The 13,695-nt window shown below is 30.3% G+C and carries 12 protein-coding genes and 2 pseudogenes; 4 read left to right on the top strand and 10 right to left on the bottom strand.

Annotation, left to right across the window (positions count from 1 at the left end; translation table 11 throughout):
* The first annotated feature begins 137 nt into the window (after nucleotides 1-137).
* Nucleotides 138-1,616, top strand: a pseudogene (locus tag AC01GB_RS14990) (DASS family sodium-coupled anion symporter).
* A 144-nt stretch (nucleotides 1,617-1,760) separates the two neighbouring features.
* Nucleotides 1,761-2,720, top strand: a complete 960-nt coding sequence (locus tag AC01GB_RS14995) for an aldo/keto reductase (RefSeq protein ID WP_474452532.1) — start codon at nucleotides 1,761-1,763, stop codon at nucleotides 2,718-2,720.
* An 82-nt stretch (nucleotides 2,721-2,802) separates the two neighbouring features.
* Here AC01GB_RS14995 and AC01GB_RS15000 read toward each other — a convergent pair whose 3' ends face one another.
* Nucleotides 2,803-3,834, bottom strand: a complete 1,032-nt coding sequence (locus AC01GB_RS15000; RefSeq protein ID WP_474452533.1) for a glycosyltransferase — start codon at nucleotides 3,832-3,834, stop codon at nucleotides 2,803-2,805.
* A 691-nt stretch (nucleotides 3,835-4,525) separates the two neighbouring features.
* Here AC01GB_RS15000 and AC01GB_RS15005 point away from each other — a divergent pair.
* Both AC01GB_RS15005 and AC01GB_RS15010 read left to right on the top strand, forming a co-directional pair.
* Entirely contained in the window at nucleotides 4,526-4,957 is a 432-nt protein-coding gene (locus tag AC01GB_RS15005; RefSeq protein ID WP_474452905.1) for a glycosyltransferase family 25 protein, read from the top strand.
* Nucleotides 4,932-5,159, top strand: coding sequence for a hypothetical protein (locus AC01GB_RS15010; RefSeq protein ID WP_474452534.1), 228 nt, complete (start codon nucleotides 4,932-4,934; stop codon nucleotides 5,157-5,159). Before AC01GB_RS15005 ends, AC01GB_RS15010 begins: the two co-directional genes overlap by 26 nt.
* Nucleotides 5,160-5,298: 139 nt before the next feature.
* Here AC01GB_RS15010 and AC01GB_RS15015 read toward each other — a convergent pair whose 3' ends face one another.
* The 9 genes and pseudogenes from AC01GB_RS15015 to AC01GB_RS15055 all read right to left on the bottom strand — a co-directional run bounded on the left by AC01GB_RS15015 (nucleotide 5,299) and on the right by AC01GB_RS15055 (nucleotide 12,613).
* Nucleotides 5,299-5,664, bottom strand: a complete 366-nt coding sequence (locus AC01GB_RS15015; protein WP_474452906.1) for a glycosyltransferase — start codon at nucleotides 5,662-5,664, stop codon at nucleotides 5,299-5,301.
* A complete protein-coding gene (locus AC01GB_RS15020; protein ID WP_474452535.1) occupies nucleotides 5,610-5,771 on the bottom strand; it encodes a hypothetical protein in 162 nt (53 codons plus the stop codon). Before AC01GB_RS15020 ends, AC01GB_RS15015 begins: the two co-directional genes overlap by 55 nt.
* A 277-nt stretch (nucleotides 5,772-6,048) precedes the next feature.
* Nucleotides 6,049-6,333, bottom strand: coding sequence for a hypothetical protein (locus AC01GB_RS15025; RefSeq protein ID WP_474452536.1), 285 nt, complete (start codon nucleotides 6,331-6,333; stop codon nucleotides 6,049-6,051).
* Between the two features lie 338 nt (nucleotides 6,334-6,671).
* Nucleotides 6,672-7,180: pseudogene (locus AC01GB_RS15030) on the bottom strand (DUF924 family protein); the annotation flags it as partial.
* Nucleotides 7,181-7,582: 402 nt separating this feature from the next.
* Complete coding sequence (locus tag AC01GB_RS15035; protein WP_474452537.1) at nucleotides 7,583-7,894, bottom strand: PsiF family protein; 312 nt, start codon at nucleotides 7,892-7,894, stop codon at nucleotides 7,583-7,585.
* Between the two features lie 333 nt (nucleotides 7,895-8,227).
* The gene (locus AC01GB_RS15040) at nucleotides 8,228-8,659 is read right to left on the bottom strand and encodes a hypothetical protein (RefSeq protein ID WP_474452538.1); all 432 of its coding nucleotides are present in this window, start codon (nucleotides 8,657-8,659) and stop codon (nucleotides 8,228-8,230) included.
* Between the two features lie 1,008 nt (nucleotides 8,660-9,667).
* On the bottom strand, nucleotides 9,668-10,381 hold the full coding sequence (locus AC01GB_RS15045) for a DJ-1/PfpI family protein (RefSeq protein ID WP_474452907.1): 714 nt from the start codon (nucleotides 10,379-10,381) through the stop codon (nucleotides 9,668-9,670).
* Nucleotides 10,382-10,964: 583 nt separating this feature from the next.
* The gene (locus tag AC01GB_RS15050; RefSeq protein WP_474452908.1) at nucleotides 10,965-12,137 is read right to left on the bottom strand and encodes a trypsin-like peptidase domain-containing protein; all 1,173 of its coding nucleotides are present in this window, start codon (nucleotides 12,135-12,137) and stop codon (nucleotides 10,965-10,967) included.
* Nucleotides 12,134-12,613 (bottom strand): hypothetical protein, encoded by a 480-nt coding sequence (locus AC01GB_RS15055; RefSeq protein WP_474452539.1) that lies wholly within the window; start codon nucleotides 12,611-12,613, stop codon nucleotides 12,134-12,136. The genes AC01GB_RS15050 and AC01GB_RS15055 overlap by 4 nt, the downstream gene beginning before the upstream one ends.
* Between the last annotated feature and the right edge of the window lie 1,082 nt (nucleotides 12,614-13,695).

Below are 13,695 nucleotides of genomic sequence, written 5' to 3' on the forward strand. Positions count from 1 at the left end.
AAACCACTAATAGAAATAGTTACTAATCTATAAATTTATATAATAAGTAGTTGTATGATTTGTTAGCGTGATTTTTTAATTTATAAGTTATTAATTATTTTTTGTGTAGATATATTTCACCAATTGGATAATATAATATGGATAAATTGACCCCATTCAAACCTTTACTAACCATAATTGCTATTACAATCACTCTCATCATCTGGTTTATTATTCCTACTCCTGACGGTGTTGAGGTAAATGCTTGGCAATTATTTGCGCTTTTTATTGGGACTATAATAGCTATCATAGGTAAAGCCTTACCAATGGTGCAATCTCCATTATCGCAATTTCATTAATTGCTATTACGGGGGTAACTAATCCTAATAATCCGACGGAAGCCATTAATGATGCATTGAGCGGTTTTTCAAATCAACTTATTTGGTTGATAGGTATTTCAATAATGATTTCTGTTAGTCTAAATAAGACCGGCTTAGGTGCCCGTATTGGTTATTATTTTATTTCTTTATTTATTTGGCAAAAGACCTTAGGCATCGCTTATTCATTGGCGATTGCAGAGACAATATTAGCACCAGTTACACCAAGTAATACTGCGCGGGGTGGTGGCATTATTCATCCTATAATGTGCTCAATTGCAAAGAGTTTCGGCTCTGATCCCGAATCAGGTAGCTCACTCAAAATTGGCCGTTATATTTCATTGGTTAATTTTAATATCAATCCAATTACATCTGCGATGTTTATTACGGCTACTGCCCCTAATCCACTGATTGTTAGTTTGATTATGGAAAATACCACACCTCCATTTGAGATAAGTTGGGGAATGTGGGCAATAGCCGCTTTTATACCAGGTATTATTTCGTTATTGATTATGCCATTAATTATCTATTGGATTTATCCACCTGAAATTAAAGTAACACCCGATGCACTAAATTTCGCGAAACAAAAATTACACAAGTTAGGGCCTATTTCAGTAGCAGAAAAAATTACTTTAGCGGTATTTGCATGCTTTTGCTGATGTGGGCTGGTGTGCCTGCGCTTATTTTTGTTTTGGTAGCGCTTTTACTATTAACCCTACCGCTGCGGCATTTATCGGTCTTTCCGTTTTACTTTGTACCGGGGTATTAGCTTGGGATGATATTTTGAAAACCAAGGGGGCATAGGATACAATTACTTGGTTTGCTGCACTGGTCATGATGGCATCTTTTCTAAGTAAGCTTGGATTGATTAATTGGTTTTCTCAAACAGTTGGAAGCGCTATTGATCATCTGGGGATCGGTTGGATTGGTGGCATGTTGTTACTTATTTTAATATATGTCTATTCCCATTATTTTTTTGCCAGCCCCACAGCCCATATTATGGCAATGTTTGCAGCATTTTTTACTGCTGGATTAGCATTGGGCACGCCACCTATTTTGCTTGGTTTGATCCTGGCTTTCTCTTCATCATTAATGATGTCGTTAACCCATTATGCTACAGGTACTGCGCCGATTATTTTTGGTTCTGGTTATACAACCTTAGCTGAATGGTGGAAAGTGGGGTTTATATTAAGTGTGGTTAATCTTTTAATTTGGTTAGTCATTGGTGGTTTATGGTGGAAGTTATTGGTCTATTGGTAAGTTATAATTAACATATCTAAATTGGTGTACTATATCTGTAAGTCAAATAGGGTTTAACATTTAATAAATGCAATCTTGCTGTAAAAGTACCACTAAAATCTTCTAGCTATTACATTCGCTTTATTTAAAAACAAGTGAGGAAATATGCAATTGCGTAGGTTAGGTTCAGCTGGATTTGTTATCCCACCACTTGTTTTTGGTGGTAACGTATTTGGTTGGACTATCAATGAAAAAGAGTGTTTTACCATCTTAGATGCTCTCTATGATAACTGTTTAATTGCAATTGATACGGAAGATCTTTATTCAAGTTGGGCAGCAGGTAATCCTGGAGGAGAATCTGAAACTATCATTGGAAATTGGCTAACTAAACATTCCATTGCCAGAGATAAATTAATTATTTTTACCAAAGTGGGCGCAGATTTAGGTTCGCCTGGTAAGCGTGGGCTTTCTGCTCGCTGGATTATAAACGCGGTTGAAGATTCATCACGGCGTTTACAAACAGATTACATTGAACTCTATTTTTCTCATTGGCCTGACATCAATACACCTTATGAAGAGACGTTAAACGCTTATCAGAAGCTTTTAACAACAGGCAAAATTAGTGCTATAGGAGTTTCAAATTTGGATGCAGGGCAATTGAAAACAGCGTTAGATGTGGCGAATAGTCAGAATTTACCGCGATACCAGGTATTACAGCCAGAATATAATATTTACGATCGCGCCGCTTTTGATGATAAGTTGAAGAAACTCTGTATCAAAGAAAATATTGGGGTTGTTACTTACTATAGTTTGGTATCTGGTTTTTTAACCGGAAAATATCGTCGTCAAAGTGATTTAAATAGTAGTCTTAGAAAAAGTGATATCGATAAATATCTTAATCAAAGAGGTGAAGGAATTCTTAAGGCGTTGCAGGTAGTTGCTGATGTTCATCAAGCTACCTTAGCCGAAGTTGCCCTTGCATGGTTAATGACTTTTAATGTGATCACCGCCCCGATTGCTAGCGCAACTACTGTTGATCAGGTTGAAAGTTTTGTTAAAGCCATTAATTTAACATTGACCAAAGCGCAATTCGAATATATAGATTATGAAAGTAAATTAAATTGAAAATTTAGCTATAAAAATGGATGATTGTCTATCATCAAATGACGATTATCCAATTTCATGGTTTATGCCATTTGCTATTTTTTTATTTATATAAAACTTTAATAACAAAATAATAGAGATAATTCAATAGCCATTGAATATATTTTTTCTTATTAAACATATGCTTAGCCGCATATCGATATTGGTTGGACGTTGATGCCGCAATAAGAGGGGTCGTTTTCCAAGGAGATTTTTCTTTTATTGTAATAAACAGATCTGTACTGGGATATTCAGACCAATTATTCCATGGCTTGGTTGGGCCAATATAATGAATGAATTTTACATTATCAATGGTAGGGAATAATGTTCTATTTTTTAATTCATAATTAATACTAAATTGGGTATTAAATTTTTTCTCTAAAAATAAAACTTGATTTACCAGAGATATATTTAATGCATCCTGATCATAAAATATAAATTTTGCTTTTGTCTTATCATCAAGTAGTACATTTATCGTTTTCTCAGTTACTTTATTTTTATACCACTTATCGGTATCGATCAGCATAACGCCTGAGTTAAAGTAGCCATTAGCTATTGCTGGTGTTGCTAGCATTTCAGCCTGTTTTTTCCATAGGTATTGGTCTCGGTCAGCGACAGCTGCAATAATATGATGGCTTAAATTGATGGTGAATAATTCTGATATATCACCCGAACAAATAATGTCTGAATCTAAATATAATATTTTATTTATTTTTTGGTGAAAATAATTTGCAATGATAAAGCGAAAATAGATTGCATGAGACCACAATTTATTGGTTGGTAATTTTTTTAGCTGCAGAGTGTCGATAAGTAATATTGTTATTTTTGTATTATATATTTTTGTTAGTTCATCATATTTTTTCAGTTCATTTGCAGAAATCATATCAGTGAAGATATAAAAGTGGAAGGTATAATCTTTATTAAAATGTAGAATCGAACAGATAGAGATTGCAGTACCAAGAGAGAAATTTATATCTGCGCCGTAAACAATATAAAACTGGCAATTTTTTACCCTAGCAGATGAAAATTCATAGCTTGTTAGTATCATCTCCTTACTATTGAAATACATTAAGTTTCCTTTTGGCAAAGCTGGCATTAATTTGTTACTGATTCTAACGTTAGTGGAAAGAAAAAACCATTGCTATAACCATTATACTTTATAAAAATTGATTAATAATCATTATATTTTTTAGAAATGAAGAAAAATTTATATCTTATTGAAAGTAAATATAATATTTTTTAGTGATGAGATGTTTTAAAATGGTTTCTGATTTGTTGCGAATCAGTTTTTTTCTTATGTCAAATTAAGTCATTATTTGAAAATATAAGATGGATTAGTTTCTGTTTTGATTTTTATGATAGATAAATATCATAATGGGTAAATATAGTAATTAAATTAATATTATGTTTATGTAATATATTTAAGTGATTAAATTAATTAATTTTTTGCACAAAGTAAATAACAATTTATATTAAATTTCAACATAAAAAATTATTTTGTGTTTTTTGCAATTATTATGCTTATATTACAATAAATACTAGAATAAATGATATTATTCAGCTGATAAAATAGGTAGTAAAATAAAATTGATTAGTTATAATTTAGTTAACATATTATTAAATATAAAGTTTTGGCGGCGTTAATGTGTAAATCTTGCCCTATTTTTATTGTTTCATTAAAAAAGGATACGGATAGAAGAAGACAAATTAGTAAAGCTTTGTCGTCATAAGCTTTACTTTTCACGATAGTTGATGCCATCGAAGGTGCTAAGTTAACTCAGGGTGACATACCTTGGTTTGAATCCGCTAATTCAGGTAAGCTTGATGTGAAAGCAAGCGGAATGAATGAAATTGCTCGTAGTTTGAGCCATCAATCAATTTATCAACATATTGTAAAAAATGATATCGAATGGGCATTGATCCTAGAGGACGATGTTATCATTGATAAAAAATTATCCGCTCTAATCAAAGCGCTGGAACAGGGTAAAAGTGATTTATTAAAAAAAGATTATGTTTATTTGCTAGGTGGTCAAGAAGGGCTGAGTTCAAGAAAGCGAATTTTGTTAAGTTTTTTTAATAAAATAACCATCGCTAATGTGGCCTTTCGTCTATTAACTTATAGTCCGGATAAAATTTTTCGTGCCTGTTGTTACTTAATTCATCGTAACACCTGTAAAAGAATAATCGCTGAATTTGAAAGACAATTTTTTTGTTGCTAATTCGTGTGGCCTGTTATACAAAAAACAGGCAATTAAAGGATATTATTTAACCGAAATTATTAAGCATCCGATTGTTTCCGTTGAAAATAGCAATTTGGAGGCTGATAGAAGAAAGTATGTTATTAAAGAAAAAAGAAAAAAGAAAAAAGAAAAAAGAAAAAAGAAAAAAGAAGAACGCGAGGCAATCTTGAGTCTGCTTTAGCTTATATTTTGCTACAAATAAGGCGTGCTTTACGTTGTTTAATTTTTTGGCAAAAATAGGGTTTATGTCGTTTTGAGAGGTTGCTATCTAATATTGTTTTTGCACGGATTAATCATAATGATTAATCCGATAAATGCTATCACGCTAGAATTTTCTTAAGGGATGAATTAACTCTGTCAAAATAGCTATCTTCATAAAAATCTGAGATAGAATTTTTTATGCTAACCTGTGAGGGTAAGGTTTTATTATCAACAATACTCTGCAATATATTAACGAAACAGGGTAGATCATTAACAGGAAATAATTCTCCATTAATATCGTTTTTAATGATATCTTCCGGCCCAGCTGGGCAATCTGAACTTATTGCATAAATACCATAGGATATGGCTTCAAGAAGAACCATGCCAAGGCCTTCAATGCTGGAAGTTAGTAGTAGGGCCGAAACTGTTTTTATATTATTGCGTATATAAAACCATGGATCTGGCTGCCAGCCATGCCAGTTAATTTTTTTTCAATATTTAGTTTTATAGCTAGCTGTTTTAATTGATTGATTTCGTGCTCTTCGCCACTACCGATAATATTGAGTTGCCAGTCACCGCTGATGTTTGCCAAGCAAGTAAATAGAAAAGCCAGTTGTTTTTGTCCCGCAAAAAATATTCGCCCTAAATAGAGAAAGGCAGTTTTGTCCTCAGGTCGCGGGATAACAATGTCCTGTTTTTTATTGGATTAAATAAGGTAAAAATATTATTTTCATCGACGCCGAGGGCAACTAATTGCCTCGCTATACCTGAGCTTATCGCGTAATAGTAATCTGCTTTTAAAAGATATTCTTTTTTATAACTTCGATTAATGGCAAAGTGTGGCCAGGAAATTAGCGGTATTTGTCTGCCTAAGATAAGTTTTCTACTGATATTTGAGTTATAACAGGCATTCGGATCCAAAGAGATAATTGCGTTAATTTTTGTTCGCTAAGTAGTTGTCGTAGCTGCAAAGCATAATGAATACGTCGCAGCTTGTCGTTTTTAATATTGGAATATAATCGACTATATTTTATGTTATCTAACCAATCATCATTCGGTTGCGTTTGTTTATCATTAAAAAAGACAAAACTGACAGTTATATCTGGTCGCCGCTGTTTTAATAACAAAATAAATTCACGACAAACGGTTTCCATACCACCAAAACCACTAATGTTGTAGCTGGTTATTAATATTTTGTTTTGGATCGTCTGCTAATCTCATCAAGTTTTTGGTTAAAATAATATCTGTCAATCTTATCTATTTTAAAGAAATCCTATTTCATTAATAAAATAGTTTAAATGGTCGTTATGACGAATTTTTATCTAAATATTGCGGTTATTTCAGGGTAATATTTAAAAAATAATTGAACAATAACTTAATTTAAAAGTTGCAAAAAGATCATTGTTTTGTTAATTCACAAAATAGAGTACATATTGTAAATATATACTCTACTTCTCTTCTTATAAGCTAAAAACTTGAACCAGATTTTTTTTTAAAATAATATTTCTTCAGGAGTAGAAACTCTATTAAGAATTCCATTTCTGTGTGGATAGCGGCCAAAATGACTCAATAATTTCTTTATGCCGCATTTCAAATTCAAGTGTTATTTTATCATTTAATGCAGTAAAAAGAGGAACAGCTTGTTGATGTATCAAAGGTGATTCTGAATGCATAAATGACATTAAGATGAATTTACGTTCTTTTATTGGTAAGTGTGTATAATCTGGTTGTTTAATTGCTTCTTGAGCTAACATAAGCGCCATATTATCTTGTCAAAAAGCTTTTGCTGTATCACGCCAAATATTACGAGAAAACTGATCAAGCACGATAATTTCAGCTAATCTCCCTTTTATTGAACAACGCCAATGGGCAAGTTCACCACGACTCGCTTTTTCAGTAGTAAGTTTAAATCTATCCCGGATGATAGCGTCAAATTGTGGTTTTTTTTTCGAGCCATTGTTTATTGGTAGATTCCTTAAACCAGAAATCTAAAACTTTTTGTCATTGATTATGCATTATATTTATCTCTTTAGGTTAGCAACTTTCCCGTTGTAAACCATCTATAATTCTGAATAGTAAAATGACGATGAAAATATAATATAGCTACTTTATAAGAAAAATTCTGTTAAATGAAGCAAATTATTTTATAAATTTTCTTGATATGTGACGATAATGTAATCTTATATAATGCCATTAGTATGAAAAAAATGAATAATGTTATTTTTTTAAATTTTAATTATTATTTTTAATATGTCAAAAGTGGCAATTTTTGATAAATAATTTACTATTTTATTTTTTATTAAATATTCAATGGTGTCATTTCTATTTTAATTAAAATAAAACAATATTCTAGAAATAAAAAATAAGCCACTAAAAAGACAGTGGCTTTATTGATATATTAAATTAATTATTTTTATTACTTAGGCATTTTTGTATAAATTCTTGCCGTTCATCTTTTTTAAATTTCATTTTGTTAGCTTTTTTACTACAATTTTTCATTCTCTCATTTTGCTGGTTTTTTTTATTACGAAGGAAGGATTGCATAAAGGATTTTCTTTTTTCACCCGTTAATGATTGTTCACTAGCTTTAGAATTACAACTCCCCATTTTACGTTGTTGCACTGACATATCTTTTTGTGTCATTTTTTCGGCAGCTAAAACAGGATTTATTAATAACAGGCTGATTAATGTTATAAATAATATTTTCAATTTCATAGTAGAACTCCGAATTTACAGGATATCAATACAACAATAGCAGTAAATTATGATTTGTGGAGAAATAGTCATCAAATAGTTAGAATAATATTCTTCATAAAATAATTTCTGCTATTTTAGTGAACTAAACTATTTTGCTTTTTTGTTGTATAAGCTGGAGTACTCGCTTATATAGTAGTTATGTATATTGAATTTTGCTATTTAAGATTAGATTGGTTGAGCTAATCGTTTTTGAGCTCCTGGAGTTCTTGTTTTATTGATTCGGCTATATAGAGTGATTTTTCTTTCATTAGCACCTCGCATTCGAGCTCTAATTGTTCAATATTAGTATTTTCATTTATGTTGAGAATAATTATCATAAAACTTATTAATTTCCTTTAGTGCTATAAATAAGGCATTGTCTTTAGGACTTTCAGTAACAAAAGAATGCCTACAAAGAATTAATGCACTGAGCGCATTTGCTATCGTAAAAATCTTATCTTCTGGTAAATTTTCTGCTTTTAATTTATCTACTATGGAATAATATTCAGTATGATTTTTATCAGCTGGAGGGGTAACCTTATTGTGAGCTAATTCATAGGCAAAATTATATAAACAACAATACCAAACTTGATTTATATCGTTGTCGGTTATGTTTTGCCGTTGTTGCTCATCTAATGATAATCGACATAAATGCGAGTTCAAAAATTGATGATTATTTTTAAATATTTCTTCGGAAAGGCCAAAACTTTCCCAGTCAGTATCAGCATATTTTATGGCGACCATCCCAAATTTTATTTTTAATATTTGTAACTCTGCTATGAAATTTTCGTTGTTTTTTCACTTGATTCCAAATGACTATCATGCAATTTTTTAATTTCATTAATTAATCCTATAATTTCATTGTTAAATTCTATTTTTTGTTTCAATGATATATTCGTAGAATCATTAATTTTTTATCAAATTCTAATAATATATTATTGCAATTTTCGATATTATATTCTTTATAATTTAATTACTCAGATGGAAATGCTGGAACAGAAGTTAATGGTGATATAGGCATATTAATTTTTCTCAAGAATATAAATTAACTAAATGGGCAATTTTGCCGATTGCCAGATTATTCTTTTGAGTTTGTATTTTTATTTTTTAAAGATATTTGCTCAAGTGATGAGCAGATTATTTTTTATCAGCGGCTTTAAGATTATGCAGCTGGATTTTATTTATATATGAACAGATCTGATTTTTTATTTGACCGTTGTTTTTTAATTCTTTCGCAATTAATTATATGATGTCATCAGTTAATTTTCTGATTTTTAAACGGATAACTGCTAAATGATCATGTTGAACTATCGTTTCTGGCATGGCTAGCCGGCTAGCCAGTCTGCCTTATAGCGATATTGAATAGCTTTAGCGGCATTTATTTGGGATATTATAAAAGGCTTTATTGATTTTTTATCCAGGCCTAAAATTTCTGCTATTATTAATAGCGTTTCAAATAACTTTATTTTCTTGAGTACGAGCTTCGACTGACAGGTGTTTTTCAAATTTATACTTAGCAACATATTTCATTTAAGAAAGACGTTGCTCAATAAGAGCTGCAATTTCTTGGTATTGATTAGCCGTAGCCGTAAATGAAATGAAAAAAGCGTAGATAAAGAGTACTTCAATATAACTGCACAGGGTTTATGGCGCTTAAGCTTATTAATCATAATACATCCGGATGCTATATTGTAAAAATAACTTAAATGTATCAATCAATTAAATAATATTCAACATTATTGAATATATAATTTAATTATTTATAAAGTCTTTTTTTCTTTCAATAGCACGTTCAAGTATTTCAAGATAATCAGGTGTTTCTGTTTTAAATGATGTTTTAATATTATCACACGCTATATTCACTATTTCTGGTTCAGCTGTTGCCGGATTTCCTGATTGAAAGGGAGGTTGAGGATCATATTGGGTAAGTAGTGGCATTACCTTTGCACCAGTTTTTGATTTTATAATTGATAATATGCGCAGTCCAAAATCAATACCAGCGGTTACGCCTCCACCCGAAATTCTATTTCTATCAATGGTAACCCGTTCGTTAGAAACAGTAGCACCTAATTTTGCTAAAAATTCATTGCAACTCCAATGTATTGAAGATCTATAGTTATCTAAAAGATTTACTGCGGCTAAAAACATACTACCATTACATACACTAGTAATATACTTAGAATTTTGGCCAACTTTGTGTATCCATTTTAACATTTTAGTATCGTTAAGTGCTGGAAAAGGATTATATGAACCGGTAATGCATAAGATATCTACAGCATCTAATTCATCAAATGTTGTGGTAGGTGTGAGTGTTACACAATTAATTTCTGTCGAGATTGGTTGTTTATCATGCCAAACATATTCTATTGTAAATTCTTGATTTTGTAATAGCGTGGCAGGACCAATAATATTAATGGTGTCATTCCTGGAAAAAGAAGAAATGCAAAAACTAAATCTTTTTTTCAGTAGTAATTTTTTCTTCTTTCATATTATGACCTATTTAATTTTATAATGAAAAAGTTAAATGCCAAGTTAATACTTTTATGTTGTTAACTTAATTTATTATTATTAATCTTAAATATTTAGTTTTATTAACAGAAAAAAATAGAATTCAGCGGTATTGATAATAGCTTATTTTTGCCACTTAAAATTGATCTAATATTATTTATTATGGTTTTATTATGAGTAATATCCAGTTAATTTAAATGAGTGTTACTATTTATTGCTGTTACAACATTATTAAATTATCCGTTTATCGTAATATCTAATAGAATATTTTTACATAATCGCTCAGCAGAACCGCTTTCATCGCTTGCATGGAGAGCAATAATGCCTTTGAATGTTCCTTTACCAATTAAATTCTGATTATCCTCTGGGTAATAACAGACTCTTAAATATGATCGTCCTTCAATGTTATAATTACATTTCACATTAATTCTGCTTGGTATAGAGATATAAGGGTAGAGCTTACTTTCTGTTATGGATTTAATTCGATATGCCTGGAAAGTAACTAACTCTTTTTCAACTTTTTCATTGATAACTTGTGTTTTTAAAATTGAGTAACCATCGCTAATTTCACCAATATTTTCTGGTCCTGTCCATGGCGTAGAGTATAAAATGATAAATTAGGATTGGTTTCAGTAAATGGATGTAGAACAGTATTAGCTTGTTTGGCATCAAATATTAATGGCATGCAATCTGCTCTTTTAACATCGAATGGTATTTCGAAGATATCGTAGTTATAGCTTAATATACGTGCAATATAATTATTTACAATTTCACCATTTCGTTCCATTCGAGAAACAAACCAGCTTTTAATAACAGTATCTAGTGGATGTTGATAAGGGATAAATCGCAGAGTTACTTCACCAGTTAAGGCAGGATCATTGAAATGTGTCGCCTGATTATTAGACATAATTGCCAATACTTTATATTTTACTGGCAAAGTTGTTTTGGTTGTTAGATCTAAGCCAGCCATTTCAATAATAGAGTAACCGTCATGGTTTTCAACTAGAACCGTATCAAAAGGAATTAATTGTTCTTTGTCGCCAAATATCACTTTAATTTCAGCGTTATCTACCGGGGTGGCTTCAATGTTGAGTGACACAATATTATCTTGTGCTTTGACTTGAGTATTACTATCAGCAATAAATTCTTTAAGCTTATCGAGCAAATATGGTGATGAAATACCTTGTTGGAAAATTATAAAACGACCCCATAAAATTCCTAATATATTGTGTGTTTCTCGACCAACCAGGGGGGAGCCGGAGGATCCTGCTTCCATATCTCCATGAATGAGTAATATTACCTCTGGTACATCAGGATTTATTGATGCAAAAGGATCCATAGAATCCCTAAGTCGGGCACTAATTTGTAAAGGCTTTGCGCCACCATGTTGCGGAATATAGATGTTTTCGCGTTTTTTATTTAACGTTTCTTGCAGTTTTAAACCGCCAAATAAAATTTTAACGTGAGCATTGTGATAATCAAAATCCGCAATAGTAAATAAGGCATAATCACCAAGCCCACCATTTGATTCTCCGTGCGTCAATATTTTATCGACATCAAAATGAATAGTATCAGTTTCGGGTGATGAAAAGTCGTTGGCGATATTATGTTTGTTAACCCACATTTCACTGGATTTTATCGCTTCCGGATCAATTTGACTATTGGGACCTAAAGCGACATGGCGGTTTGTTAATACGTGATTATCTGAACCTATAAATGAGCAAGTTCCACCATAACCATTAAATGCGACAAAATGTACAGCGCGAGCTGGATTAAAAAAGGCGTATTTTTATACCACATATAGGGTTGTCGCCCATCATTACTATCTTCAAGAATTTGTGTTAGATCAAGCGGAAGTGCTTCATAATAAGCAAGCTCCATTATTTGATTATCACTATAGTGATAATTTTTTGGTAAAATAACTTTAATATCAATGCAATTAGTATAAAAAGTTACATTTAGTGTAGAACCTTCATTTAGTGGAAAGATACGTGTATGTTGTCTCTTACGATTGATAATTTCTATGTATGAACTAGATGGCATATTGGCCAAAGTAAATACCAATCGTATAAATTCAACATTTACTTCTTCAATAACAAAAGTTCTAATTAAGGAGCTTTGATTATCTTGTATAAAGTTATGATTGATATGTACTATTTTGCTATTTTCTGCATATTTTTTTATATTCATTTTTTTCCTGATTCATTCTATTTACTATATTTCTAATATGATCAAAAATATGATTAAGGATTTTAATTTCTCAACAGAATAAAATGAAACTAATTTTTATTAATATTATTAAATATATAAAAAATAAATTTTTTATATTATAAATGTTACTTTTATTTTATCTTTTTTGCTTATTACGCATTAATAAATGCATGTGATAAATTTTATATTTTATGATTTATAATGTATTATTAATGCAAAGGAGAAATAATATTAACAACTATAATTTCTTTCTACTATTTAAATGTAATAAGTCAATAATTATTATCTTTAAAACACATAATATAATAAAGTTAACATTGCATTTAAATAAAATTATCTATTTGGTAAATAAGCTGTGAATACAATATTTTATTTATCAGAATGATATAGTAGATATCCACTAAAAGTAGAATTTTAGTTCAACACTACCCTTAGTGGTAATTAAAGTGAAAAGAAAACATAGCTAGTTATAATTGAATGTCTATAATTATGGCAGTTATAAAAGTAAATTATTTTTTATCAACCTTTAAATTGAAAACTTTTTGGTATAGTAATTTTTATCCTGTACCACCCATGGATCCTAGTAAGCCCGCAACTACTAGTGCAATATAGTCACTAGAGCCATATTCCATAGCTAATAATCTAATCAATGTTTTTATAGTTTATTAGTTATATTTTTTTAGATAGAGGAAAGAATTGTTATATATTAACTTTCAAGTGAGTTATTTCACGATAGAATGAATTATTAAAGTTAAATATTTATTATGCTTCAAAAATCTATAGTATTTGGTTATGTATAGAAAATGTTTTAACTATATTCCACAGCCGTTGAGTTAGCCAAAGGATAAGTAATAAAAAATTTATATTAAGATAAGTTGAATATTAAAGCGTTGTTGAGAGTTTGGCATTTCAATAAACATAAAATTAGTATTAATAACAAGATTGTCGTCGCATTTTTTTATTTCTTATGCTTTATTATTCAATTTTCATTTAATAAACTGTATAATAAATGCCATTTTATGCGCTACATTAATTTTTTATGCAGTTAAATAATTTTATTA

Source organism: Candidatus Arsenophonus phytopathogenicus, assembly GCF_056113345.1.

Coding starts and splice junctions, on each gene's coding strand:
- AC01GB_RS15055 (WP_474452539.1), bottom strand. CDS start 12,613: ATGAATATAAAAAAATATGCAGAAAATAGCAAAATAGTACATATCAAT.
- AC01GB_RS15000 (WP_474452533.1), bottom strand. CDS start 3,834: ATGCCAGCTTTGCCAAAAGGAAACTTAATGTATTTCAATAGTAAGGAG.
- AC01GB_RS15035 (WP_474452537.1), bottom strand. CDS start 7,894: ATGAAATTGAAAATATTATTTATAACATTAATCAGCCTGTTATTAATA.
- AC01GB_RS15040 (WP_474452538.1), bottom strand. CDS start 8,659: ATGGTCGCCATAAAATATGCTGATACTGACTGGGAAAGTTTTGGCCTT.
- AC01GB_RS15025 (WP_474452536.1), bottom strand. CDS start 6,333: ATGGAAACCGTTTGTCGTGAATTTATTTTGTTATTAAAACAGCGGCGA.
- AC01GB_RS14995 (WP_474452532.1), top strand. CDS start 1,761: ATGCAATTGCGTAGGTTAGGTTCAGCTGGATTTGTTATCCCACCACTT.